We start from the raw sequence: 24,111 nt of genomic DNA, 5'->3' as shown, positions 1-24,111 counted from the left end.
CACGGTCCGACCTACTTCGAAGCCGCGATTTCGCAGCCGCCGCTCGCGGTCCTGACCTTCCACCTCTTCAAGCCCGCCTGGCAGGATCGCAGCGCCCGCTCTTCCGCGGCCTTTTGCGAGGGAGCGTTCAGCCCCGAGCCGCAGATGATGTAGAGGTCGACGACGCGCGAATAGAAGGTCGTCGCATAGGCCGAATGGCCACTTGCAGCCACATAGTCCTTGTAGGCCCTGGTGCATTCGTCCTTCGCGCTGCCCGGCAAATACGGAGAGAATCGTTTGTCGCCGACCTTCCCGGCCAGCGATTGCGCCGCGCCGGCCCCGGCTGCAGCGCATATAAGCAATCCTGCAAGTATCGAAACAGTCGTCCGTCGAAGATAGTTCGGTTTCATTTTGACCCCATGCCCATTGCCCAATGCAGAGTGAGCAATAGCCAATATCTTTGGTCGCCGCTAGTTCCACGGCCAAAATTGCCACCTGCCTATGCTGACGAAACCGTTGGTCCATCAGTTCAGCCTTCCCCTAGGGCAGCAACGGCCTGACGGTATAGTTCCGCCATTTGCTCGTCAAAGCAGCAAAAGGTGACGATTTCCGGTACCGTTGTCTGGCCCAGCAAGGCATCTACGGTGCCGACAGCAATCCTGGTCGCCTCGTCTTTCGGATAGCCGTAGATGCCGGTCGAGATCGCCGGAAACGCCACCGTCCGGCAACCCTTGCCGGCGGCGATTTCAAGCGAGCGCCGGTAGCAGGACGCGAGCAGCTCGGCTTCGCCCTTGCCGCCGCCCTGCCAGACCGGTCCGACCGTGTGGATGACGTAGCGTGTCGGCAGCCGGTAGCCCTTGGTCAGCTTGGCATCGCCGGTCTTGCAGCCGTTGAGCGTACGGCACTCGGCGACCAGCTCGGGTCCGGCCGCGCGATGGATGGCGCCGTCGACACCGCCGCCGCCGAGCAACGACGAATTGGCGGCGTTGACGATGGCGTCGACCGCCAGCCTGGTGATGTCGCCGGTATGGATGCGGATCCTGTCGCCGGTGTCGCTCATCTCACATCCTGAACACGCCGAAGCGCGTCTCCTCGATCCCGGCATTGAGCGCGGCGGAAAGGCTGAGCGCCAGCACCTCGCGCGTCTTTGCCGGATCGATGATGCCGTCGTCCCAGAGCCTTGCCGACGAATAGAGCGGGTGGCCCTCATGTTCGTATTTCATCAGGATCGGCTTCCTGAATTTGGCTTCCTCTTCGGCGCTCCATTCGCCGCCCTTGCGCTCGATGCCCTCGCGCTTGACCATGGCAAGCACCGTCGCCGCCTGCTCGCCGCCCATCACCGAGATGCGCGCGTTGGGCCACATCCACAGGAAGCGGGGCGAATAGGCCCGCCCGCACATGCCGTAATTGCCGGCGCCGAACGAGCCGCCGATGATCATGGTCACCTTCGGCACCTTGGCGGTGGCGACCGCCATCACCAGCTTGGCGCCATCCTTGGCTATGCCGCCGGCTTCGTACTTCTTGCCCACCATGAAGCCGGTGATGTTCTGCAGGAAGACCAGAGGAATGCCGCGCTGGCAGCAGAGCTCGATGAAATGCGCGCCCTTCAGCGCGCTTTCCGAGAACAGCACGCCATTGTTGCCGATGATGCCGACCGGCATGCCGTGCAGATGGGCAAAGCCCGTGACCAGCGTGGTGCCGTAATTCTGCTTGAACTCGTCGAACTCCGAGCCGTCGACGACGCGCGCGATCACCTCGCGCACGTCATAGGGCTGGCGCAGGTCCGTCGGCACGATGCCGTAGAGTTCATGCGGGTCATGAAGCGGCGGAATCGGTTTCTGTAAGTTCAGTCTTACCGCCTTGTTCCGATTCAAATTCCTGATGATGCGCCGGCAAATGGCCAGCGCATGCTCGTCGTCCATCGCGTAGTGGTCGGCGACGCCGGAAAGCCTGGTATGGACATCGGCGCCGCCGAGCTCCTCGGCGCTGACATCCTCGCCGGTGGCGGCCTTCACCAGCGGCGGGCCGCCGAGGAAGATGGTCGCCTGGTTGCGCACCATGATCGTCTCGTCCGACATCGCCGGCACATAGGCGCCGCCCGCCGTGCAAGAACCCATGACGCAGGCGATCTGCGGGATGCCAGCCGCCGACATGTTTGCCTGGTTGTAGAAGATGCGGCCGAAATGCTCGCGGTCGGGAAACACCTCGTCCTGGTTGGGCAGGTTGGCGCCGCCGCTGTCGACCAGATAGACGCAGGGCAGATTGTTCTGCAGTGCGATCTCCTGTGCGCGCAGATGCTTCTTCACCGTCAGCGGGTAGTAGGTGCCGCCCTTCACCGTGGCGTCGTTGACGACGACCATCACCTCCGTGCCCTCGACGCGGCCGATGCCGATGATGATGCCGGCGGCGGGAATGTCCTCGCCATACATCGACCATGCAGCGAACTGGCCGATCTCGAGGAAGGGCGAGCCGGTGTCGAGTAGCTGGGCAAGGCGCTCGCGCGGCAACAGCTTGCCGCGGCCCTGGTGGCGCTCACGCGCCTCGTCGGAGCCGCCGCGCTCTACGTTCGCCGCCTTCTCCGCGATGTCGGCGACCAGCGCCCGCATGCGCTCGGCATTGGCGCGGAAGGTGTCGGAGGCGGGGGAGATTTGGGTTTGCAATGTGGCCATCGGTGGGCTCTATACCTGCGCCAGGAGTTTGCCGTTGCGACGTTCGAAAATCTTGTCGGACAGCAGATTGAAACCGTCCTTGAATGTGACGTCGATCATCTGCCTGGCGGCGCTTTGGGCTTGTGGATTGCCCGCGTCGAAGACGAACAGCTGATCTCGACGTGACAGCGCGAACAAAACATCGCCAGGAAACTGAGGTTTGATCGACAGCCAGAACTCGTCAATAAGGATCAAGCTCGTGGACAACATAGTATTGCCATCGACAAAGTACAGGCAGGCTACCGCGGCTTCGCCGTCGGAAACAATTTTGGGAAGCCATTTCCTTACATTGTCCAGCGCGACAGTGCGCAAATCCGCGAGCGCCCGGCCCGGGAAATCCTTCGGTGCCACGGGCGATACCGAATCCGGAAGGTCGGCCATGTAGACGACCGCAATTTCACCAACCAGCGGTTCATACAACAAATCCAAACCCATCGATTTGAGGTGCTCGACATATTGCTGGGTCCGGATCACTGCGATGAGATTTTCTTCGCTCGCCTTGGTTCGCGTTTCGGTAAGGCCTCGGACAAGTCTGTCTATGGCCGCATCGGCGTCCTCGTCGGGATATGAGTTCAAGTAGCCGAACACATTTGTGACGTCGGGCGTCACTTCCACGCCGCCGATTTTTGCATCGATCTTTGCGGGATCCGATGGGTCTGCAGTAGCGCTATCGACACCCGGGTGCCGTTTGAGTGCGGCGATTACGAGATCTCTGAATTCCGCAACATTAGAGAAGCGCCGCTTCTGTGCTTTGGCGCGCCCGAGAAGGCCCGCAATTGTGGAAAACAAAGCCACCGCAAATATCCCCCGCCTTGTGACTAGATGCGCCGATGACGGAACCATCTATCGCCCCTGCTTGTCTTTCAATACTCGCAAAACCACAGCCCCCCATGAGATAGGTGTTTGATGTGTCAAGAAATCCGCAGTCCTTGGGTACGTCCGGCACGCGCCTGCATCATCTTGGCGGGCATCACGCCCCCTCCGCCATGATCTCGCGCCCGATCAACCAGCGGCGGATTTCGCTGGTGCCGGCGCCGATCTCGTAGAGCTTGGCGTCGCGCAAGAGCCGCCCGGTCGGATAGTCATTGATGTAGCCGTTGCCGCCGAGCAGCTGGATGGCGTCGAGCGCCATCTGCGTCGCCTTCTCGGCCGCGAACAGCACGCAGCCGGCGGCGTCCTTGCGCGTAGTCTCGCCACGGTCGCAGGCGGCGGCAACGGCATAGACGTAAGCGCGCGCGGCGTTCATCGTCGCGTACATGTCGGCGAGCTTGCCCTGCACCAGCTGGAAGGTGCCGATCGGCTGGCCGAACTGCTTGCGCTCGTGCACGTAGGGGATCGCCACGTCCAGGCAGGCCGCCATCAGCCCGATCGGGCCGCCGGCCAGCACCGCGCGCTCGTAGTCGAGGCCCGACATCAGCACCTCGACGCCGCGCCCTTCCTCGTGCAGCACGTTCTCGAACGGCACCTCGACATCCTCGAACACCAGTTCACCGGTGTTGGAGCCGCGCATGCCGAGCTTGTCGAGCTTTTGCGCCACCGAGAAACCGGCAAAGCTCTTCTCGATGATGAAGGCGGTGATGCCGCGCGAATGGCGATCCGGGTCGGTCTTGGCATAGACCACCAGCGTCTCGGCGTCCGGGCCGTTGGTGATCCACATCTTGGAACCGTTGAGCACATAGCGGTCGTTGCGCTTTTCGGCGCGCAGCCGGAGCGACACGACATCGGAGCCGGCACCCGATTCCGACATCGCCAGCGCGCCGACCTTCTCGCCCGAGCAGAGTGCAGGGAGGTATTTCTCCTTCTGCGCCGGCGTTGCCCAGCGGTTGATCTGGTTGACGCACAGGTTGGAATGCGCCCCGTAGGACAGGCCGACCGAGGCCGAGGCGCGCGAGATCTCCTCGACCGCCACGACGTGGGCGAGATAGCCCATGCCGCTGCCGCCGAATTCCGGATCGGCGGTGATGCCGAGCAGGCCGAGCGCGCCGAGCTCGGCCCACAGATGCGCCGGGAATTCATTGGCGCGGTCGATCTCGGCCGCGATCGGCGCGATCTTCTCCTGCGCGAAACGCCGCACAAGGTCGCGCAACGCCTCGATGTCCGGATCGAGTCCGAAGCTCAACGTATTCGTGTACATGCCGCTCCTCCCTGCCCATGTCCCGGTCTTCGCCCGGGATCATGCGTGAACTCAGAGTGCCACGGCGTCCCTGGCGCGCCCCGACGGGCGCGCGGTGCCATGGCTGATTGTCGCGCCGACCAGGCGCATTGTCATCGACAGATATGACGCGGTGACTTCGTCGATCGACAGCCGCTCGCCCGGCCGGAACCAGACGATGACGCCGGTCATCATCTGGATCAGCGCCATGGCGGTGAGCCCGATGTCGTCGATCGCAAATACGCCATCCTCGGCGCCGTCGCGCAGGATGGCGCGCAGTTCCTTCTCGTAAGCCGTACGCTGCTTGAGGATCAGCGTCAGTCGGTCGTGCGAAAGGCTGCGCAGCTCCATGTTCGAGACATGCGTGGCGTGGCGGCGTTCAATATGGAAGGCGATATGGTTTTCGACATAGGCGGCAAGCCGCGCCACCGGATCGGCGCCGGCCGGACGCGCCGCGTCCCAGGCCTGCAGCAGCCCTTCCATATGCTCGCGCATCAGCGTGAACAGCAGGTCTTCCTTGGTTGGGAAATAGCGATAGAGCGCGGCGGCCTGCACGCCGACTTCCGCCGCCAGCAGACGCATCGACATCGCCTCGTAGCCGAGGCGCGCGATCAGGCTGACCGCCGCCTCGCGGACGGCCGCTTCGGTCTTTTCCCCGTCGGAACCTGTCGTGCGCGCCATGGTCGCTCCCTGGGTCGAACTAATAAAACAAACGTTCAATTAATTCAAGGGGGGGGGTGAAACGGCCGCGACTAGACGATTATCCGGAAGTCGGCGGGTAGGCTGTGCGGTTCCAATCGCTCGGTCTCGACCTTCAAGACCACGGCGCCCCTCGGCCCCTGCCACAAACGGTCGATCATGGTCGAAACCGCTGCGTCGGTCCCGGCCAGCATGGCCGTCACCGTGCCGTCGCTCTCGTTGCGCACCCAGCCGGCGAGGCCGAGCTGCATGGCTTCGCTCCGCGTCCAGACCCTGTAGCTGACGCCTTGCACCCTGCCATGGATGCGGGCCCGCACTGCTCTTTGCTGGTTGGTCATGACTCGCTCCCTGCACAGAGTCTGGCGCGGGATCGAGCGAAAGCAACCGGCTTGAGGGGATATTGCCACGATTTGATGGAGGTGGGGTCGGCGCCCGGAAGATAGGCGCCCGAGCCGCTGTCAGTTCCCTCTTGCAGCCGCCAGCGCGCCGGGCAGTTCCTCGGCGAAGATGTCGAGCTCGTGGTCGAGCCCGACGCTGACCCTTACGCAGCGGTCGAGCCCTGGTGCCATCGGCTTGCGGATGAACACGTCGCGCGACAAAAGCCCCTGCAGCACCTTGAGCGCGAAGGCACCGTTACCGCCGCAGTCGATGGTGACGAAGTTGGTCGCCGAGGGCAGGGGCCTCAGCCCGTTGGTCTCGGCGATCTCGGCTATGCGCCGCCGGCCGGCGGCGACGCGCGCCACCACGCTGTCCAGGAAGGCCTGGTCGGCCAGCGCCTCGACACCGGCGATCTGCGCCATGCGGCTGACGCCGTAATGGTTGCGGATCTTCTCGAAGTCGCGGATCACCTGCGGCTCGGCCACCGCGTAGCCGCAGCGTATGCCGGCCAGCCCATAGGCCTTTGAGAAGGTGCGCATGCGGATGACGTTCGGGCGGGACACGTCGATCGGCGGCAGCGCCGAGGCTGGCCCAAGCTCGCCATAGGCCTCGTCGAGCACCAGCATGGTGGTCTCGGGCAGCGCCTCGATGAAGCGGATGATCTCGGCTGCCTCCCACCAGCTGCCCATCGGATTGTCGGGGTTGGAAAGATAGACCAGCGGCGCCTTTTCCCTGACCACTGCCGCGAGCAGGGCGTCGAGGCTTTCCCGGTCGTTCTCGTAAGGCACCGCGACCAGCCTTCCGCCGACGCCGGCGACATGGAAATTGAAGGTCGGGTAGGCGCCAAGCGAGGTAACCACCGCGTCGCCCGGCGCCACATACATGCGCGCCACCAGGCTGAGCAGTCCGTCTATGCCTTCGCCGACCACCACATTGTCGGCGCCGACGCCGAGATGCGCTGCCGCGGCCTGCTTGAGGTCAAAATTGTCGGGGTCGCAATACATCCACATGTCGCCGGCGATCGCGGCCATGCGGGCAATGACACGCGGCGAGGGCCCGAAGCTGCTCTCATTGGCGCCGATGCGGGCGCGAAAGGCGCGCCCGCGGTCACGCTCCTGCGCCTCTGGGCCGACAAACGGCACCGTCGAGGGAAGCGCGGCGATGAGCGAGGTGAGGGGAGGGCGCTGGCGCATGGCAAGAGGCTCGGTTGAAAGGGGTCTCTTGCTAGCGTGGACAGGTAGGTCGCGCAAGTTTGTTGCGGGACTGGAGGACAGAGCGAACGGGGAATCCCTGAGGGACAGATCGAACAGTCACCCAGCACTCGTGCGTTTCTGTGGGGCGGCATGACCTGGCGGCCGGGCGGGCGCCTGTACGGAAGGTTTGTGGATTTTCGCCAGCGGCCTTGATCCGTCCAAAGGCTGGATTCTCCCACCTCGTTTTGCTAGCGAGACAGGATGAATAACCGATTGCCGCCCGCCTGGGCCAAGCACCTGAAAACCCAACCCTCGGTTAGGGCAGCACCGCCGAAGGTTCCACTGCCGAAAGCCAAGACGCAGGCCGGCCCATCGCGAGCGCAGGCCGACGACATGCTGTTGAGGCAAGCGCTCGAACTGCAGAAGGCGGAGCGGCTGCCGGAGGCCGAGGAACTCTGTCATCGCGTTCTGGCAAGAACGCCCGAACACCCGCTTGCTTTGTATATTCTCGGCACGCTTGGACTGGGTTTCGACGACGAATTGGCGATCGAATATTTCTCTCGAGCGGCAGCCCAGGCGCCGAATAATCCATACTATCAGCTTAGTCTGGGTGAAGCCTGGTTGAAGGTTGGCGACTACCCGCCGGCGGTCAGGCATTTGCAGCGGGCCTGCGAATTGAAGCCCGATTTGGTGGAGGCGCATTGCAGCCTGGGACAGGCCTATGGAAAGTTTGACAAGGGCGAGCTGGCCCTGCCTGCCTATGACAAGGCGCTTGAAATCGAGAGAGATCACTCCCTCGCTCGAATCGGCGCGGCGCGGACTCTCATCAACCTGGGACGGATGGACGAGGCAGCGATCTACTTGAAAGAAAATATTGCCCGGCGCGTTGCCGTGGCTGATTCCTACAGCGTTCTCGTGGGCACCCGAAAATTTTCCTCCGAGCCGCCCGAACTCGCATCAATCCTCGACGAACTGGGCAGTTCCGCGATTTCGGCGCACGAGGCGCATGAACTTAACTTTGCCGCGGGAAAGGTTTTCAACGACCTTCGGCATTACGACAAGGCAATGGACCATTTCCTGAGGGCCAGAACGTTCAAGGTCCGCGACTTCGACATCGATTCCCATCGCAAGCGGATCGACGCTCTGATTGAGCTCTTCGATCCGAAGCTGTTGGCCGCCAAGGTAGGTTGTGGCGACCCGTCCGAAGCCCCAGTGTTCGTTGTGGGGATGCCACGTTCAGGCACAACCCTGACGGAACAAATCTGCTCAAGCCATCCGGATGTACACGGGGCAGGCGAACTGACCAAACTGGGGCGGATCGCTGCCGCCAACGGTCTGAAGCTGGGCTCGGCGGACGCCTTTGGACAACCCATTCGATCGCTGACCATGCAGCAGTCGCACGCGCTGGCCAAGGACTATCTTGCCAATCTGGCTCTGTACACCTCGACCGCACCGCGAATCGTCGACAAGATGCCTCATAATTTCGAGCTGATCGGGCTGATCGCGATTCTTTTCCCGAATGCTCGAATTATTCATTGCAGGCGTGACGCCATCGACAATTGCGTTTCGTGTTTCATTTCAAGCCTGCAGCAGGGCCACAGCTACAGCTACGATCTCAAAAGCCTCGGTCTGTATTACCGCGAGTATGATCGCCTCATGCGTCATTGGCAGGCGGTTCTGCCCGGGCGGATTTTTGAAAATCGCTATGAAGATCTCATTTCGGATCAGGAGGGGCAATCGCGCCGCCTGATAGGCCACCTTGGCTTGACCTGGGACGACGCGTGTCTTCGTTTCTTCGAAAAGGAGGGATCTGTCAGAACCCTCAGCCGCTGGCAGGTTCGGCAACCGATCTACACCTCGTCGGTCCAACGTTGGAAGAACTATGGCAACAAAATCCAGCCATTGATCGACGCGTTGGGCGATCTCGCGGCAACCTGAGCAGTGCGGCAGGGCCGGGACCACTTTTCATTCGCCGTACGTCCTTCGAAGTTGCTCATCGGCGAAACTCTTCTGAAATGCATCTCGACCTGCCTTCGTCGCAAGGCAGCTTTAGCGCGCGCTTGCCTTAAAGCAATTCCAGGAAAAGTGCGCAGCGGTTTTCCGTCCGGAATTGCGTAAAAACAAATACTTAGAGCGGGTCGGCGATTCTGTGAAAAGTTGAACCGCTCTAGCTCTGGAAATCGAACCAGCGAGCCGTTCCCGAAACGAAAAAACCCGGCGGTTGCCCGCCGGGTTCGATTTCAGTCAGACGCTGCTGATTAGAACGAGCGCTGGAAGCGGAGGAGACCGCCGACGCTGTTCTTCTTGTCGGCGTTGGTCCAGTTGGAGACGGTGTCGTCACCGAGATGGAAGTAGTCAACTTCGGCCGTGACCGTGAAGCCGGGAACGATGTCGTAAGCGACGTTCGCAGCAACACCGACGTTCTTGCCCTCGTCAGTCGACGCCTGAATGTTGAACGAGGTCTTCTCGTTGAACTTGTAGGTGCCGCCGCCCCACACTGCCCAGTTGCCGCTCCACTGCTTGTAGTAGCCGCGGCCACCGGCCGGGATGGCCCAGGTCGGGTCGCTGAGGTTGTCGTCGGTGCCGTAGCCGGCCATGATGAACAGCGAGATCGCGTCGGTGGCGTTCACGTCCAAGCGGACCTTGCCGGCCACTTCCTCGTAGTTGCTGTCGTAAGCAACGACACCACTGATGGCGCCCCAGCCCTGCGTCCACTTCAGACCGCCGACGACATGCGGAACGTAGCTGTCGATCGTGCCGATGACGCCCGAACCTTCTTCGAGCGAGAGGACGGCGGAGAAGCCGTTGCCGGCGTCGAAGTAGTACTGGATGACGTTGGTGTCGAAATCGCCATAGGGAACCAGCGTATCCTGGATGACGTTGCCGGCGTAGCCGATGAACGTGTTGAAGGCCGATTCGTCCTTACCGACGCGGAGGCCACCGAGCTGGATCCAGGCGAAGTTCAGCGACACGCCTTTGTTGAAGGCGGGATTGCCGGGACCGCCTTCGTCGGTGGTGAGGCCATAATTGTTGCGGTTGCCGAAGTTGAAGCGGGTCTCGGTGTAGGTCTTCAAGGTGCCGAGCTCGGTTTCCTGGCCGGTCCAGGTCTTCAGCGTGAAGCGGGCGTTCTTGTACCAGGTATCCTGCTCATCACCATCCTCGTGGTCGAACGACTTCGCGCCGTCGAACGAGCCGACGTCACCGAGGCCGATGTCGTAGCGGACATAGCCGCCGATGCGCAGGCAGGTTTCGGTGCCGGGGATGTAGAAGTAGCCCGAGCCGTAGACGTCGCAGATCTTGACGTATTCAGCCGGTTCCGGCTCGGCGACGACGACGGCGTCGGCGGCGCGCGCACCGGAAACTGCGATCAGGGCCGCAGCTGAGCCGAGAAGAAGGCTCTTGATGTTCATTTTCTGACCTCCAGTCAAAAGTTAAAAAACGGGTCTGGGTATTCTTTGCTGAAGGACAGCGTTCCCTGCCCCATCCCCACTACCGAAAAAGATGCGCACCGCGCCGCTCCTTCAAACCCGACATTACCCATGAGGCGGCGGCGTTCAACCACGATCGTACCGGCAAACGGGCTGTCCGGGCGCTATCCCTGAGCGTTGTTGCACAAATGACACGATTTGGCCTCACTCAGAAAGCTCTCGTTAACCTTCGAGGCTCCCACGCCCCTTGCAATCGGGGCGAATCCGGCGGTGAGCCGACTGAATTGCGGCATGCATGCCGAGTCGCGAGCCAGGGAATCGCCGCAGAATCGCCGCATGGCGGGGCGGCGGCGCGGCGAAGCGCCGATTTTTCCGCGATAATGCGGCCAGCTTGTTGATTGTGCCGGCGCTTTTCTTTATCCAGCGGCGCAACGGAGAGGTGGCCGAGTGGTCGAAGGCGCTCCCCTGCTAAGGGAGTAGAGGTCAAAAGCTTCTCGTGGGTTCGAATCCCATCCTCTCCGCCATCGTGCTTCGCGTTGCGCGCAGAACAAGCCTGGCGAATCCCTTGCAATCCAGACTCGGCGTAGCTCGTTGCGGCGCACTTGATGCCGCTTCGTCTGTCGCAGCAGCTGCGTCGGCGCACCGGGGCGGGTGCCGAAGCCCTCTCGCGATTTTGTTCGAAAAAAATAACAATATCAAATAATTATCGGTGGAGCAGCCGCTTCCAAATCCGACATTTCGTTCGATTCTGACTGGAGGTCAGAAAATGAACATCAAGAGCCTTCTTCTCGGCTCAGCTGCGGCCCTGATCGCAGTTTCCGGTGCGCGCGCCGCCGACGCCGTCGTCGTCGCCGAGCCGGAACCGGCTGAATACGTCAAGATCTGCGACGTCTACGGCTCGGGCTACTTCTACATCCCCGGCACCGAAACCTGCCTGCGCATCGGCGGCTTTGTCCGCTACGACATCGGCATTGGCGATCGCGAAGGTCACCAGGATGTGGACGACGTTTTGGGTGACGGCACCAACGACACCTACCACAAGCAGGCCCGCTTCACGCTGAAGACCTGGACCGGCCAGGAAACCGAGCTCGGCACCTTGAAGACCTTCACCGAGACCCGTTTCAACTTCAAGGACGGTTACCATGACGACGCCGGCAGCTCGACGTCGCTGAACTTCGCCTGGATCCAGCTCGGTGGCTTCCGCGTCGGTAAGGACGAATCGGCCTTCAACACGTTCAACGGCTATGCCGGCAACGTCATCGACGATACCATCGTCCCCTACGGCGAATTCGACACGAACGTCATCCAGTACTACTTCGACGCCGGCAATGGCTTCTCGGCCGTGGTCTCGCTCGAAGACGGCGCTGGCGTCAATACGATCGACAGCTATGTTCCGCATATCGTCGGCGGCGTGAAGTACACGCAGGGCTGGGGCGCCATCAGCGGCGTCGTTGGTTACGACAGCAACTACGAATCGTGGGCTGGTAAGGCTCGCTTGGACGTTACCGTCAACGACGCAATCTCGCTGTTCGTGATGGGCGGCTACGGAAGCGACTCCGACTTTGTCGATCCGAACACCGGCCACAGCTTCTTCAAGCTTTGGGACGGCAGCTGGGCGGTCTGGGGTGGCGCCAGCTACAAGTTCAACGAGAAGGCCTCGTTCAACGTGCAGGCGTCGTATGACGATGGCAAGACCTTCGGTCTCGCCGCCAACGTCGCTTACGACATCGTCCCCGGCTTCACGGTCACGGCCGAAGTCGACTACTTCAACAAGGACGACAGCGACTGGCACGTCAGCGACGACGGCGTCGGCGGTATCCTCCGCTTCCAGCGCTCGTTCTAAGGGCTGGTTGTCCACAGGTGAAATCCAGCCCGGGCGTTTAAACGCCCGGGCTGTTTTGTTTTCGTGACTGGGTCGGGTGAACTGAAGGAAAGAAGGGGGTTCGGTAGCTGAACTGAAGTCTGCGGAACGGTTTCGTGGGATCCGCCGTCATGGCGGATGGAATCGTTTTGTCTGACATAAGCTCTTGAAAGGACGCTTCCAAGCGGATAGGTGTCGCCTATCCACTCGGGGGTGTGGCTAAAAAAATGACGAACGAAGCGATTCAAGAGGGAATGCCCTCTGACCATTTCGCGATATTTTCTTCTCAGACTGCAAAAATAAAATACAGCTACAACAAGATAAGAGAAGTAAAGTCGTACCGGGTCGGAGAGCTGTTTTCAGCATATCGGGATATACTCTGGGATGATGGGCGACATAAATACAATGTCAGCTCTTTCATCGGCGAAATCGATGAGATTCTCCTCGGGGAGCGTTTCAGCGCTTTTGACCAGGGCACCCTGGACAACCTTATCGGAACCTTGCGCCAGCGCGGCAACAGCAACGCAACCATCAATCGCAAGATGGCTGCCCTTAGCAAACTGCTGCGCAAGGCTCACAAGATGGGGGATATCCATAGCCTGCCCGAATTCCGCCGCCAGAAGGAACGGGCGGGACGGATTCGTTTCCTCGAAAAGGACGAAGAGGCGAGGCTGTTCGCGGCCATCAGGAGCCGCAGCGAAGACGCTTACCGGCTCTCGGTCTTTCTTGTCGACACCGGCTGCCGCCTCGGCGAGGCGCTCGGCCTGATCTGGAACGACATCCAGGAGCATCGCGTCTCCTTTTGGATCACCAAGTCCGGCCGCAGCCGCACCATTCCGATGACCGCTCGCGTCAAGGAAGTGGTCAAGCTGCCGGTCACCGAGGGACGCCTCCCCAAGGGGCCCTTCACCACATTCAGCCAGGCGCAATTCCGCGCCATCTGGAACGAGGCGAAGGCCGAGGTCGGCCTTGCCGCCGACGACCAGGTGGTGCCGCACATATTGCGCCATACTTGCGCCTCGCGGCTCGTCCAGGGCGGCATAGACATCAGACGCGTGCAGATGTGGCTCGGCCACCAGACACTGTCGATGACCATGCGCTATGCGCATCTTGCCACCAACGATCTCGACGGCTGCGTTTTCGTGCTGGAAACGCCGCGCTGCGACGGGGCGGCGAAAGGCGCGGAAAACTCCATGTTTTCCTCTCCCGTGACCACGCCCACATCCTCAAAGCCGGCGCGCAAGCCGAAGAGCCAAGCGGGCACGACGAAAGCTGCGGTCAAGGCACGCGGGAAAAGCTCCAAGGCCAACTAGCTTGAGTCCTTCTCCCCGTTCACGGGGTGAAGGTGCCGAAGGCGGATGAGGGGCGGCGCCGACGTTCGGAATCGGTCGCCGCCATTTTCCTCAAGCGATTGCCGTTCTAATGGCTTCTATACTGTTGCAATAGCTCAGCCGCCGATTTTGAGCTTAGGATTACTTCTTTTGAATTTTCCGCTCCGCGCGATCCAGGAACGCGGCGATGGCGACAGGCAACGTGCCGGTTTCGAGGAACGGCGCATGGCCTTGGCCCTCGACCGTGATTGCTTCCATGCCGGGATGGCGCCTTTGCATCTCCGCAAGCGTTGCCGCTGACAGCAGGCTCGAGTTGGCCCCGCGTATGGCAAGCAGAGGCATCGCCGTCAGCGTCTCGAATTGCGGCCACAGATCGGGCAGCGGCTTGCTGAGGTCGAGACCTGCCAGCGTGTCCACCAGCCTCGGGTCGAAATCCGGCACCAGTCCCACTCCGGTCTGGCGATAGAGCGCCGAGACCATCCGTTCCCAATCCGCGTCGGTCAGCGCCGGAAAATCCGAGCCATGCACGCCGCGCTGGGCGCCGAGCGCCTCGGCGAATGTCTTCGGTTTCGGCGCGCCATCGAGATAGGTGCGGATATGGGCGAGGCCCGAGGCCTCGATCACCGGCCCGATGTCGTTGAGCACGACCGACTTCAGCATGGACGGTGCCATCGCGCCGAGCACATGGGTGATCAGCCCGCCGCGCGAGGTGCCGATGAACCCCGCGCCCTCAATGTCCAGTGCCGCCAACCCGGCCAGGACATCGCCGGCCTCGACGCCGACGGTGTAGTGGCTGATATCGGGGTCATAGTCCGATTGCCCGCGCCCGCGATAATCGAACGCGACAACCTTGCGCCCGGCCTGTCTCGACAGCTGCAGCGCCAATTCGTGGAAGTCGCGCGCATTGCGGGTGAGGCCGGGCAGGCAGACGACCGGCCAACGGCCGGAATCGGTCGCGGCATAGAGTCGGGCGTGGAGCCTGAGCCCATCCGGCGCGTCATAGAAGAAGTCGGAAAACCCCTCGTGGTTTGGCATGCGGGCTCGATTCCTTGCCGTTGTCGGATCGTCCGCGAGTGCTACAGGCGAGGGCAGGGGCGGTCAAATCGGTAGGGCGTCGGCTGGGAAATTTTGAGAGATGGCGGGACAGCACCCCCCCCTCTGTCCTGCCGGACATCTCCCCGCAAGGGGGGAGATTGGCAACTCGGCCGCTCCGCCCATTTTGCGACGTTGAAGATTGGCGAAAGTCGTGGTGACATTTGATCTCCCTCCTTGCGGGGGAGATGGCCGGCAGGCGAGAGGGGGGTGTGACGGAACTCGATCGAACGAAATTGTCATGCCAAAACGGGCACGCTCAGCTCCGCCCGTTCACCAGATCTCCGACGATGTCGTACTTCCCCGAAATACGCATCTTGTAGACCTCGTAATTCTCCATCACGCGCTGCACGTAGCTTCTTGTTTCCGTGTAGGGAATCCGCTCGACCCAGTCGACGACGGCGTCCACGTCCTTGCCGCGCGGGTCGCCATACTTGGCCACCCATTGGGCGGCGCGGTTGGGGCCGGCATTGTAGCCGGCGAAGGTCAGCACGTAGGATCCGCTGAAGCGGTCGAGCTGCTCGCCGAGGAAGGCGGCGCCCAGCGTCGCATTGTAGCCTGCATCGCTGGTCAGCCGCGTCTGCGAGAACGTCAGGCCGGCCTTCTTCGCCAATTGCCTGGCGGTGCCCGGCATCAATTGCAGCAGCCCGCGCGCGCCGGCGCTGGAGACGGCGCCGACATTGAACTCGCTTTCCTGGCGGGCAATCGCGTAGGCCAGCGCCTTGCCGGAACCGGAAATATTGGCGGTGTCGGGGATGACGCCAAGCGGGTGCGACAGCGCGCCGACATCGATGCCGCGCTGGGCGGCGATCTTGCCGACCTTCAGCGCCATGAAATGGTTGCCCTGCTTTTCGGCGAGCACTGCAAGCAGCGCCAGTTCCCCCGGGCTGGTCAACTGCCCGGCAAGGTCGCGATAGAGCGTCTCGGCGTAGCGGTCATAGCCGGCCTCCTGCAGCCGCTTGATGGCGCTGACGGCCTCGCGGCCGGCAAAATTCTGCCGGTCTGCCGCGCTCGGCTGCGGATAGACGATGTTGAGGGTCCGCAAGCCCACGCGCTCGCCGGCGAGCTGGCCGTAGAACGTCGTGCCAAACGCGGCGGCGCGAGTGAAGTACTGCTTCGAGTCGCCCGGGCCGCCGACTTCCGCCGCGCGGCCGAGCCAGTAATAGGCGCGCGACAGCGACACCGGCCCCTGCGCGAGGTCGGCGATGCGTGCGAAGTGTGTGGCTGCGGCGGCCGGGTCGTTGAGGCCGCGCAGCGCATACCAGCCGGCGTGGAACTCGGCTTCGGCGGCGCTGGCCGGGCTTTCGGCCGCGTGCATGGAGACGATTTTGTAGGCCGTCTTCATGTCGCCCTGGTCGACGAGTTCGCGCGACAGCACCCGGCGCTCCACCCACCAGGCGTCGGGATCGACCAGTGCCTCGCGATCGGTCGGCGCCTTCATCACGACAGCGGCGGCGTCGGCAAACTTCTGCAGCTTGCGCAGATACTCGGCCTCGGCAAAGAAATAGCCGGCCTGGCGCTGCGCGGCGGGAACGGCCTTGAGCAGCTTGGCCGCGTTCTTGTCGCCGCGGCCAGCCGCCGCCCAGGCATCGGCCAACGGCTGGGCGCCGGCAAGTGCGGCCACGCGCAGCGCCGAGGACGGCCGATCGGCATAGAACATGCGCTCCATGCGGAAGCGATGATCGGCGGCAGGAATCAGCGCGCCGAACTCCTTGATGATGGTCGCCTCGTCCTTGGCTTCCAGTCTTTCCGTGCGCCAGAAGGGCGACAGCACCGAGCGCGCCGCATTGGCGTTGCCCAGCGCGACATAGGAGCGGGCAAGGATGATCACCCCTTCCGGGGTCAGCGGCTGGCTGCCCTTGAACGCCTGCACCACGACCTGCGGCGAGGGGTTCTCGCGGTAAAGCGCGCGCTCGCTGTTCTTGCGCAGGGCGATCGTGCCCGGCCAGTTCGGCAGCATCTGCGCGGCGTCGGCGATATCGCCGCTCGGAACCTGGTCGCCACCATAGAGCGCGATCGCCCAGGCCAGGATGTGGCGGTCGAGCGAATTGGCTGGCAGCGCCTCGCGCACCTGGCGCGCGCCGGTAATGTCGTTGGCAGCCAGCCTGTCGAGGCCGCTCTTCAAAAGGGCAACATCCGTCGAAGGCGACGCGGGTGCGTCCGGCCGGCCCTGGTAGGCCAAAGGGGGTATCGGAACGGCCGACGTCGTCTGCACGTCGACGCCGCCGATAGCCGCGGCCGGCATCAGCACAAGAGTTGTGCCGAGAAGCGCGAAAAGACGTGGCCGCCGGCCTGACATGGGTTTCGTCATTTCCTGTTCGTGCACACTACCAGCAGGGCAAGGCGCCTCGAAGCTAAGCGCAGGTCGTGAAAAGCCCGTAAACAAAAGGTTATCGAGGTCGTTCGAATTGCCCTTGCTGGCACCATTGCAATGCTTGCCGCTGAACAGTGTCGAGACTATGGTGCGCGGCTTCGCTTTCGGCTAGAAGGCGCGCACGATAGACCGACCGATGCATGTCGCCCAAAAGCGGATACCGGTTTTGGGGTGACGACATGCATAGACCAACAATGCATGTCGCCCAAAAGTGGATACCGGTTTTGGGGTAACGACATGCATAGACCAACAACGCATGTCGCCCAAAAGTGGATACCGGTTTTGGGAACAACGACGTGCATAAACCAACGAAGTCCCAAGGAGTTTGGACGATATGCTGAGAGGCTCGCTGACCGCGCTCGTTACACCGTTCGACAAGAGCGGGCGTTTCGACGAGAAAGCCTTTCGCGCGTTCATCGAATGGCAGCTCGCCGAAGGCACCAAGGGGCTGGTTCCGGTAGGCACCACCGGCGAGTCGCCGACGCTGTCGCATGACGAGCATCGCCAGGTGGTCAAGGTCTGCATCGAGGTCGCCAAGGGTCGCGCTCCGGTCGTTGCCGGCGCCGGCTCCAACAACACCGAAGAGGCGGTAGGCCTGGTGCAGTTTGCCGAGAAGGCCGGCGCCGATGCGGCCCTCGTCGTCACGCCATATTACAACAAGCCGACGCAGCGCGGGCTCTATGAGCATTTCGCAGCCGTCGCCCGCGCGACCAAGCTGCCGATCATCATCTACAACATCCCGCCGCGCTCGGTCATCGACATGATGCCCGAGACGATGGGTCGGCTGGCGCACGACTTCAAGAACATCGTCGGCGTCAAGGATGCCACCGGCAAGGTCGAGCGGGTCTCCGAACAGCGCGCCACCTGCGGCAAGGACTTCATCCAGCTTTCCGGCGAGGATGCCTCGGCGCTGGGCTTCAACGCGCATGGCGGCGTCGGCTGCATCTCGGTGACCTCGAACGTCGCGCCGCGTCTCTGCTCGGAGTTCCAGGAAGCGACGCTGTCCGGCGACAGCGCCCAGGCGCTCGAATTGCAGGACCGCCTGCTGCCGCTGCACAAGGCGATCTTCGTTGAGCCAGGCCTGTGCGGCGCCAAATACGCGCTGTCCAAGCTTGGCAAGGTCGAGAATGTCGTCCGCTCGCCGCTGGTCACGATCGAGGCCTCGACCGCCGAAAAGATCGACCAGGCGATGAAGCACGCCGGCTTGATAAACTGAGGATGAGGCGCCACCTCTCCGCATTATGAATCAAGTCAAGAAAGCCGATCCCAACAACAGGACCGTTGCGGAGAACCGCAAGGCGCGGTTCTCCTATGAGGTGCTCGACACGGTCGAGGCCGGCCTGGTGCTGACCGGCACCGAGGTCAAGTCGCTGCGCCAGGGCCAGGCCAACATCCAGGAATCCTACGCGTCGGCCGAGGGTGGCGAGATCTGGCTGATCAATTCCTATCTGCCGGAATATCTGCAGGCCAACCGCTTCAACCATGAGCCGCGCCGGCGCCGCAAGCTTCTGCTGTCCAAGCGCGAGATGGCGAAACTGTCGCAGAGCGTCGATCGCGAAGGCATGACGCTGGTGCCCCTTAAGATCTATTTCAACGATCGCGGCCGCGCCAAGCTTTTGCTTGCGATCGCTCGCGGCAAGAAGCTGCACGACAAGCGCGAGACCGAGAAGCAGCGCGACTGGTCGCGCGAGAAGGGCCGGCTGCTCAAGCAACGTGGGTGAGGAGTGGTCCGCGTAGCGGACGAAAAGCCAACGATTTGGCTTTTCGAGCGACGAACGCCCGGAGCCATAGCGTAGGGCAGGCCATCCGGCGGCGGCCTGAAAAAAGCCTACAGTCGGCCTTCAGCTTCCGGAAACGCGGAGCAGACAGCGGGGATAGTCTTGAAGAAGCGGATCGTCCTCTGGACCTTGGCCTGCCTTGTTCTGGCGTGCGTCGTCGTCGTGGGCGGGCTCATCTATTTCCACACTTTCTCGCCCGACCGCGGCCGGTTCCCGGTCCGCGGCATCGACGTCTCCCACCACCAAGGCCGGATCGACTGGCGGCGTGTCGCCGCCGACGATGTCGCTTTCGCCGTCATCAAGGCGACCGAGGGCGGTGATCATGTCGACGATGCCTTTGCCGCCAACCTGCGCGAGGCGCGGGCGGCGGGCCTGGCGGTCGGCGCCTACCACTTCTTCACCTTCTGCCGGCCGGGCGCCGACCAGGCGAGGAATTTCATCTCGGTGGTGCCGCGCGGCGAGCCGCTGTTGCCGCCGGTGGTCGACATCGAATTCGGAGGCAACTGCCCGCAGCGCCCGTCGCCCGAGCAATTGAGCGCCGAGCTCGGGGCATTCCTTGGCCCGGTCGAGGCGGCCTTCGGCAAACCGGCGATCGTCTATCTGACCGACGAGGCGGCCGAGGCCTATTCGGCGCATATCGCCGCTCGCCCGCGCTGGCTGCGCTCGCTGGCGATGCTGCCCGGCGAGGACGACTGGATCTACTGGCAGTACCACAATCGGGGCCGCGTCGACGGCATCGAAGGCGATGTCGATCTCAACGTGCTCAAGGGCGGGCCGGAGAAGTTGGCCGAGTTGTTCGCGGCGACGGCTCCCGATTCTATTCCTGCAGAAACGCCGCGATCTCCTTGAAGACGTTGACGAACATTGCTTCCGTCAGCACGCCCGTATTGGTGTTGTAGCGCGAGCAGTGATAGCTTGAGAACAGCGTGATGCCGCCGGCCTGCTGCCGTCCGCCATGGCGGAATGGATAGGCGGCGACGCGTTGCCCAAGCGCCCGCACGGTAGACTGATGCGCGATCGAGCCCAGCGCCAGCACGGCGCGCAGATTGGGAAAGCGCCCGATCGTCGGCACCAGGAAGCTCCTGCAGGTGGCGATCTCACCGCCCACCGGTTTGTTCTCCGGCGGCACGCAACGCACGGCATTGGTGATGGCGGTCTGCACCAGCTCCAGCCCGTCGTCGGGCCTTGCTTTGAATTCACCGCGCGCAAGACCCTGCGCGATCAGCGTGCCGTAGAGCAGGTCGCCGGCATAGTCGCCGGTGAACGGCCGCCCGGTGCGGTTGGCACCGCGCAGCCCGGGCGCCAGCCCGACGATGAGCAGCCGCACCGCGTCTTCGCCTTCCGGCGGCACGAAGGTCGGCACCGGCGCGTTGAACCAGGACGGCTCGCGCCGCCGCCAGTCGGCGATGAAATCATGCAGCCGCGGGCAGAGCGGGCAGTCGCGGCTGGGTTCAGGGGAGGGCGCGGCCACCTGGGCCGCCGCAGTCAATAGTCGCCCTCGTCGGCCTCGGCCGGCTCGGGCCGGCGCACCGGCCGCTCGGACGGATCTCGGCCGACTTCGTTCTTCAAGCTCATCAGGTCGATGAAGTGGTCGGCCTGCCGGCGCAGATCGTCCGAGATCATCGGCGGCTGCGAGGCCATGGTGGAGACGATCGAGACCTTGCGACCGCGCCGCTGCAGCGCCTCGACCAGCGTGCGGAAATCGCCGTCGCCGGAGAAGATCACATAGTGGTCGACGACGTCGGCGAGTTCGAGCGCATCGACGGTCAGCTCGATGTCCATATTGCCCTTGATCTTGCGGCGGCCCGTCGAGTCGGTGAACTCCTTGGCCGGCTTGGTCACCACCTTGAAGCCGTTATAGTCGAGCCAGTCGATCAGCGGCCGGATCGAGGAATATTCCTGATCCTCGACCAGCGCGGTGTAGTAGTAGGCGCGCAGCAGATAGCCGCGCTTCTGGAAGCTCGACAGAAGCTTGCGATAGTCGATGTCGAAACCAAGCGCTCGCGAGGTGGCGTAGAGATTGGCGCCGTCGATGAAAAGAGCGATTTTCTCACGAGGGTCGAACATGGAAAAATGTCCTTTTTCAAAATAGGCGGTCGTCTAAATGCGTCGGCGACCATGCCCGCGGCCCCATAAAGGACCATACGGCCTGTATCATCCGAGATAGCGCCAGTTTTACGGCAATCCAAGCAGTGTCGGCGCCTCGCAAGCAATTGTGATCGGCGGTGCCATCGTCGCGGGTCTTGTCCCGCACCGAGCCGGGATAACCCGTGGAGCCGCACCCGCCTTGCCAAGAAGCTTGTGTTTTGGCGGCGTTCAGGTTATGGACCGCGCCTGTTTTCCATCAAATCCATCGCATGAAAGGGGCAATTCATGGCCCGCGTAACCGTTGAAGATTGCATCGACAAGGTCGACAACCGCTTCGAACTGGTGCTTCTGGCCGGCCACCGCGCCCGTCAGATCAGCCAGGGCGCGCAGATCACCGTCCCGCGCGACAACGACAAGAACCCGGTGATCGCGCTGCGCGAGATCGCCGACGAGACGCTGTCGCCCGACGATCTCAAGGAAGACCTGATCCACTCGCTGCAGAAGCATGTCGAGGTCGACGAGCCGGAAGCTGACGGCGAGGTGATCGCGGACCAGACCGGTGTTGCCGTCGCGGCGACCGATGCCGACGATGCCGAGGACAACATCGCTTTCGACCGCATGACCGAGGAAGACCTTCTGGCCGGCATCGAAGGCCTGGTGCCGCCGGAAAAGAGCGACGACTACTAAGCTCTTGGAATTGCCTGGATCAAGCATCCGGCACTTCCGTATCGGCAGTTTCGTGGCTATCTATGACATGCGCCGCACGCCAGTGCGGCGCATGATTCATTTCAGCACCGCGAGATCCCGCCCATGATGCGTCAGTATGAGCTTGTCGAGCGCGTCCAGCGCTACAAGCCTGACGTCAACGAGGCGCTGCTCAACAAGGCCTATGTCTACGCCATGCAGAAGCATGGTCACCAGAAGCGCGCCTCCGGCGATCCCTATTTCTCGCACCCGCTCGAAGTCGCCGCCATCCTCACCGAGATGCACATGGACGAGGCGACGATCGCCGTCGCCCTGCTGCATGACACGATCGAGGACACCACCGCGACCAGGGCCGAGATCGACGAATTGTTCGGCCCGGAAATGGGCAAGCTGGTCGAGGGTCTGACGAAACTCAAGAAGCTCGACCTCGTGTCCAAGAAAGCCGAGCAGGCGGAGAACCTGCGCAAGCTCCTGCTGGCGATCTCCGAGGACGTGCGCGTGCTGCTCGTCAAGCTTGCTGACCGCCTTCACAACATGCGCACCCTCGACCATGTGCCGGAAGCCAAGCGCCTGCGCATCGCCGAGGAGACGATGGACATCTATGCGCCGCTCGCCGGCCGCATGGGCATGCAGGGCATGCGCGAGGAGCTGGAGGAGATCGCCTTCCGCTACATCAATCCGGAAGCCTATCGCGCCGTCACCGCGAGGCTGGCCGAGATCTTCGAGCGCAACAAGGGTGTTCTCTCGGAGATCGAGAAGTCGTTGTCGGCGCTGTTCGAAAAGCATGCGATCAAGGCCGGCGTGAAGAGCCGGCAGAAGAAGCCGTGGTCGGTGTTCCGCAAGATGGAGGCCAAGGCGCTGTCCTTCGAGCAGCTTTCCGACATCTTCGGCTTCCGCGTCGTCGTCGACTCGGTCGAGGACTGCTACCGCGCGCTCGGCGCCATCCACACCACCTGGTCGATGGTGCCAGGCCGCTTCAAGGACTACATCTCGACGCCGAAGCAGAACGACTATCGCTCGATCCACACCACCATCGTCGGCCCGTCGCGCCAGCGCGTCGAATTGCAGATCCGCACCCGCGAGATGAACAAGATCGCTGAATACGGCGTCGCCGCCCATTCGATCTACAAGGACACCGGTGGCAAGACGAATGGCGCCGGCCATGCCATTTCGAAGGAGACCAACGCCTATGCCTGGCTGCGGCGCACCATCGAGCAGCTGGCCGAGGGCGACAACCCGGAAGACTTCCTCGAAAACACCAAGCTGGAGCTCTTCCAGGACCAGGTGTTCTGCTTCACGCCCAAGGGCATGCTGATCGCGCTGCCGCGCGGCGCCACCCCCATCGACTTCGCCTATGCCGTCCACACCGATGTCGGCGACACTTGCGTCGGCGCCAAGGTCAATGGCCGCATCATGCCGCTGATGACGGAGTTGAAGAACGGCGATGAGGTCGAGATCATCCGCTCCAAGGCGCAGGTGCCGCCGGCGGCCTGGGAATCGGTGGTCGTCACCGGCAAGGCGCGGGCCGCCATTCGCCGCGCCACCAAGAATGCGATCCGCAAGCAGTATTCCGGGCTTGGCGCCCGCATCCTGGAGCGCGCCTTCGAGCGCGCCGGCAAGAACTTCACCAAGGAGAGCCTGAAGCCGGTGCTTCACCGGCTGGCGCGCAAGGACATAGAAGACGTGCTGGCCTCTGTCGGGCGTGGCGAACTAGCCTCGACCGATGTCATGAAGGCGGTGTTCCCCGACTACAAGGACGAGCGCGTCACCGTCGCCGCTCCCAAACAGCGCGAGGAAGGCTGGTCGAAGATCCGCAACGCCGCTGGCATGCTGTTCCAGATGCCGGGCCGCGCCGCGCGCAAGGACAAGGACCAGCCGCGCGATGGCGCAGTTCCGATCCGCGGCGTGCGTGGCGATCTGCCGGTTCGCTTCGCGCCGGAGGGCGCCGTGCCTGGCGACCGCATCGTCGGCATCATCCAGCCGGGCACCGGCATCACCATCTACCCGATCCAGTCGCCAGCTCTGCAGGCCTTCGACGACCAGCCTGAGCGCTGGATCGATGTGCGCTGGGACATTGACGAGCGGACCAAGGAGCGCTTCCCGGCACGCATTTCGGTCACTGCCATCAACGCGCCGGGTTCGCTCGCCGACATCGCCCAGGTCGTAGCCGCGAACGATGCCAACATCCATACGCTGTCGATGGTGCGCACCGCGCCCGACTTCACCGAAATGCTGATCGATCTTGAGGTCTGGGATCTGAAGCATCTCAACCGGCTGCTGTCGCAGCTCAAGGACAATTCGAGCGTCAGCGATGCGCGACGCGTGAACGGTTAAGCTACCGCTGG

The 24,111-nt window shown here is 62.8% G+C and carries 21 protein-coding genes and 1 tRNA gene; 9 read left to right on the top strand and 13 right to left on the bottom strand.

The annotated features are described in order from the left end of the window. Nucleotides 1-11: 11 nt before the first annotated feature. From JG743_RS24135 to JG743_RS24100, 8 genes are all read right to left on the bottom strand, one after another. Nucleotides 12-260: a hypothetical protein gene (locus JG743_RS24135; RefSeq protein ID WP_342215666.1), complete on the bottom strand. Its 249-nt coding sequence runs from the start codon at nucleotides 258-260 to the stop codon at nucleotides 12-14. 248 nt (nucleotides 261-508) lie between these two features. Further along, nucleotides 509-1,039: an O-acetyl-ADP-ribose deacetylase gene (locus tag JG743_RS24130; protein WP_202293223.1), complete on the bottom strand. Its 531-nt coding sequence runs from the start codon at nucleotides 1,037-1,039 to the stop codon at nucleotides 509-511. A 1-nt stretch (nucleotide 1,040) separates the two neighbouring features. Beyond that, the gene (locus JG743_RS24125; protein WP_202293221.1) at nucleotides 1,041-2,648 is read right to left on the bottom strand and encodes a carboxyl transferase domain-containing protein; all 1,608 of its coding nucleotides are present in this window, start codon (nucleotides 2,646-2,648) and stop codon (nucleotides 1,041-1,043) included. Between the two features lie 9 nt (nucleotides 2,649-2,657). Beyond that, nucleotides 2,658-3,482, bottom strand: a complete 825-nt coding sequence (locus tag JG743_RS24120; protein ID WP_202293219.1) for a DUF1444 family protein — start codon at nucleotides 3,480-3,482, stop codon at nucleotides 2,658-2,660. Nucleotides 3,483-3,657: 175 nt separating this feature from the next. After that, a complete protein-coding gene (locus JG743_RS24115; protein WP_202293217.1) occupies nucleotides 3,658-4,821 on the bottom strand; it encodes an isovaleryl-CoA dehydrogenase in 1,164 nt (387 codons plus the stop codon). 51 nt (nucleotides 4,822-4,872) lie between these two features. Beyond that, the gene (locus tag JG743_RS24110) at nucleotides 4,873-5,520 is read right to left on the bottom strand and encodes a TetR/AcrR family transcriptional regulator (protein WP_202293215.1); all 648 of its coding nucleotides are present in this window, start codon (nucleotides 5,518-5,520) and stop codon (nucleotides 4,873-4,875) included. Nucleotides 5,521-5,591: 71 nt separating this feature from the next. Beyond that, complete coding sequence (locus JG743_RS24105) at nucleotides 5,592-5,876, bottom strand: acylphosphatase (RefSeq protein ID WP_202293213.1); 285 nt, start codon at nucleotides 5,874-5,876, stop codon at nucleotides 5,592-5,594. Nucleotides 5,877-5,996: 120 nt separating this feature from the next. Next, nucleotides 5,997-7,109 (bottom strand): pyridoxal phosphate-dependent aminotransferase, encoded by a 1,113-nt coding sequence (locus JG743_RS24100; RefSeq protein ID WP_202293211.1) that lies wholly within the window; start codon nucleotides 7,107-7,109, stop codon nucleotides 5,997-5,999. A gap of 261 nt (nucleotides 7,110-7,370) precedes the next feature. Here JG743_RS24100 and JG743_RS24095 point away from each other — a divergent pair, with 261 nt between their 5' ends. After that, nucleotides 7,371-9,047 (top strand): tetratricopeptide repeat-containing sulfotransferase family protein, encoded by a 1,677-nt coding sequence (locus tag JG743_RS24095; protein ID WP_202293210.1) that lies wholly within the window; start codon nucleotides 7,371-7,373, stop codon nucleotides 9,045-9,047. A gap of 320 nt (nucleotides 9,048-9,367) precedes the next feature. Here JG743_RS24095 and JG743_RS24090 read toward each other — a convergent pair whose 3' ends face one another. Beyond that, nucleotides 9,368-10,519 (bottom strand): porin, encoded by a 1,152-nt coding sequence (locus tag JG743_RS24090; RefSeq protein WP_202293209.1) that lies wholly within the window; start codon nucleotides 10,517-10,519, stop codon nucleotides 9,368-9,370. 451 nt (nucleotides 10,520-10,970) lie between these two features. On the opposite strand from JG743_RS24090, the gene JG743_RS24085 reads away from it, so the two are divergent. From JG743_RS24085 to JG743_RS24075, 3 genes are all read left to right on the top strand, one after another. Next, nucleotides 10,971-11,061 (top strand) — tRNA-Ser (locus JG743_RS24085). Nucleotides 11,062-11,303: 242 nt separating this feature from the next. Then, entirely contained in the window at nucleotides 11,304-12,380 is a 1,077-nt protein-coding gene (locus JG743_RS24080; RefSeq protein ID WP_202293208.1) for a porin, read from the top strand. A gap of 245 nt (nucleotides 12,381-12,625) precedes the next feature. Next, on the top strand, nucleotides 12,626-13,711 hold the full coding sequence (locus JG743_RS24075) for a tyrosine-type recombinase/integrase (protein ID WP_202293207.1): 1,086 nt from the start codon (nucleotides 12,626-12,628) through the stop codon (nucleotides 13,709-13,711). Between the two features lie 159 nt (nucleotides 13,712-13,870). Here JG743_RS24075 and JG743_RS24070 read toward each other — a convergent pair whose 3' ends face one another. Both JG743_RS24070 and JG743_RS24065 read right to left on the bottom strand, forming a co-directional pair. Beyond that, nucleotides 13,871-14,764: an alpha/beta fold hydrolase gene (locus tag JG743_RS24070; RefSeq protein ID WP_202293206.1), complete on the bottom strand. Its 894-nt coding sequence runs from the start codon at nucleotides 14,762-14,764 to the stop codon at nucleotides 13,871-13,873. A 316-nt stretch (nucleotides 14,765-15,080) separates the two neighbouring features. Continuing rightward, complete coding sequence (locus JG743_RS24065; RefSeq protein ID WP_202302921.1) at nucleotides 15,081-17,120, bottom strand: lytic transglycosylase domain-containing protein; 2,040 nt, start codon at nucleotides 17,118-17,120, stop codon at nucleotides 15,081-15,083. A gap of 409 nt (nucleotides 17,121-17,529) precedes the next feature. Here JG743_RS24065 and dapA point away from each other — a divergent pair, with 409 nt between their 5' ends. The 3 genes from dapA to JG743_RS24050 all read left to right on the top strand — a co-directional run bounded on the left by dapA (nucleotide 17,530) and on the right by JG743_RS24050 (nucleotide 19,822). Continuing rightward, entirely contained in the window at nucleotides 17,530-18,411 is an 882-nt protein-coding gene (gene dapA, locus JG743_RS24060; RefSeq protein WP_202293205.1) for a 4-hydroxy-tetrahydrodipicolinate synthase, read from the top strand. A 25-nt stretch (nucleotides 18,412-18,436) separates the two neighbouring features. Then, the gene (gene smpB, locus JG743_RS24055) at nucleotides 18,437-18,916 is read left to right on the top strand and encodes an SsrA-binding protein SmpB (RefSeq protein WP_202293204.1); all 480 of its coding nucleotides are present in this window, start codon (nucleotides 18,437-18,439) and stop codon (nucleotides 18,914-18,916) included. A 159-nt stretch (nucleotides 18,917-19,075) separates the two neighbouring features. Continuing rightward, nucleotides 19,076-19,822 carry a glycoside hydrolase family 25 protein gene (locus JG743_RS24050; protein ID WP_202293203.1) on the top strand — a complete coding sequence of 249 codons (747 nt, stop codon included), beginning with the start codon at nucleotides 19,076-19,078 and terminating at the stop codon, nucleotides 19,820-19,822. Here JG743_RS24050 and JG743_RS24045 read toward each other — a convergent pair. Together JG743_RS24045 and JG743_RS24040 are read right to left on the bottom strand one after the other, a co-directional pair. Beyond that, a complete protein-coding gene (locus JG743_RS24045; RefSeq protein ID WP_202293202.1) occupies nucleotides 19,791-20,462 on the bottom strand; it encodes a uracil-DNA glycosylase in 672 nt (223 codons plus the stop codon). The two genes, JG743_RS24050 and JG743_RS24045, sit on opposite strands and share 32 nt — an antisense overlap. Next, the gene (locus JG743_RS24040; protein ID WP_202293201.1) at nucleotides 20,459-21,040 is read right to left on the bottom strand and encodes a LabA-like NYN domain-containing protein; all 582 of its coding nucleotides are present in this window, start codon (nucleotides 21,038-21,040) and stop codon (nucleotides 20,459-20,461) included. The genes JG743_RS24045 and JG743_RS24040 overlap by 4 nt, the downstream gene beginning before the upstream one ends. A 306-nt stretch (nucleotides 21,041-21,346) precedes the next feature. On the opposite strand from JG743_RS24040, the gene rpoZ reads away from it, so the two are divergent. Both rpoZ and JG743_RS24030 read left to right on the top strand, forming a co-directional pair. Beyond that, nucleotides 21,347-21,748, top strand: coding sequence for a DNA-directed RNA polymerase subunit omega (rpoZ, locus tag JG743_RS24035; protein ID WP_202293200.1), 402 nt, complete (start codon nucleotides 21,347-21,349; stop codon nucleotides 21,746-21,748). Nucleotides 21,749-21,871: 123 nt separating this feature from the next. Further along, entirely contained in the window at nucleotides 21,872-24,100 is a 2,229-nt protein-coding gene (locus tag JG743_RS24030) for a RelA/SpoT family protein (protein ID WP_202293199.1), read from the top strand. Nucleotides 24,101-24,111 lie beyond the last annotated feature (11 nt).

This window comes from Mesorhizobium sp. 131-2-1, from assembly GCF_016756535.1.
Taxonomy (GTDB): Bacteria; Pseudomonadota; Alphaproteobacteria; order Rhizobiales; family Rhizobiaceae; genus Mesorhizobium.
The sequence above is the reverse complement of the archived record's forward strand: the minus strand, read 5'-3'. Positions and strand labels throughout refer to the sequence as shown.

What these genes read in the sequence shown, in the direction of transcription:
- JG743_RS24130 (WP_202293223.1), bottom strand. Translation starts at nt 1,039, where the DNA reads ATGAGCGACACCGGCGACAGGATCCGCATCCATACCGGCGACATCACC.
- JG743_RS24125 (WP_202293221.1), bottom strand. Translation starts at nt 2,648, where the DNA reads ATGGCCACATTGCAAACCCAAATCTCCCCCGCCTCCGACACCTTCCGC.
- JG743_RS24115 (WP_202293217.1), bottom strand. Translation starts at nt 4,821, where the DNA reads ATGTACACGAATACGTTGAGCTTCGGACTCGATCCGGACATCGAGGCG.
- JG743_RS24110 (WP_202293215.1), bottom strand. Translation starts at nt 5,520, where the DNA reads ATGGCGCGCACGACAGGTTCCGACGGGGAAAAGACCGAAGCGGCCGTC.
- JG743_RS24105 (WP_202293213.1), bottom strand. Translation starts at nt 5,876, where the DNA reads ATGACCAACCAGCAAAGAGCAGTGCGGGCCCGCATCCATGGCAGGGTG.
- JG743_RS24100 (WP_202293211.1), bottom strand. Translation starts at nt 7,109, where the DNA reads ATGCGCCAGCGCCCTCCCCTCACCTCGCTCATCGCCGCGCTTCCCTCG.
- JG743_RS24095 (WP_202293210.1), top strand. Translation starts at nt 7,371, where the DNA reads ATGAATAACCGATTGCCGCCCGCCTGGGCCAAGCACCTGAAAACCCAA.
- JG743_RS24090 (WP_202293209.1), bottom strand. Translation starts at nt 10,519, where the DNA reads ATGAACATCAAGAGCCTTCTTCTCGGCTCAGCTGCGGCCCTGATCGCA.
- JG743_RS24080 (WP_202293208.1), top strand. Translation starts at nt 11,304, where the DNA reads ATGAACATCAAGAGCCTTCTTCTCGGCTCAGCTGCGGCCCTGATCGCA.
- JG743_RS24075 (WP_202293207.1), top strand. Translation starts at nt 12,626, where the DNA reads ATGACGAACGAAGCGATTCAAGAGGGAATGCCCTCTGACCATTTCGCG.
- JG743_RS24070 (WP_202293206.1), bottom strand. Translation starts at nt 14,764, where the DNA reads ATGCCAAACCACGAGGGGTTTTCCGACTTCTTCTATGACGCGCCGGAT.
- JG743_RS24065 (WP_202302921.1), bottom strand. Translation starts at nt 17,120, where the DNA reads ATGTCAGGCCGGCGGCCACGTCTTTTCGCGCTTCTCGGCACAACTCTT.
- dapA (WP_202293205.1), top strand. Translation starts at nt 17,530, where the DNA reads ATGCTGAGAGGCTCGCTGACCGCGCTCGTTACACCGTTCGACAAGAGC.
- smpB (WP_202293204.1), top strand. Translation starts at nt 18,437, where the DNA reads ATGAATCAAGTCAAGAAAGCCGATCCCAACAACAGGACCGTTGCGGAG.
- JG743_RS24040 (WP_202293201.1), bottom strand. Translation starts at nt 21,040, where the DNA reads ATGTTCGACCCTCGTGAGAAAATCGCTCTTTTCATCGACGGCGCCAAT.
- rpoZ (WP_202293200.1), top strand. Translation starts at nt 21,347, where the DNA reads ATGGCCCGCGTAACCGTTGAAGATTGCATCGACAAGGTCGACAACCGC.
- JG743_RS24030 (WP_202293199.1), top strand. Translation starts at nt 21,872, where the DNA reads ATGATGCGTCAGTATGAGCTTGTCGAGCGCGTCCAGCGCTACAAGCCT.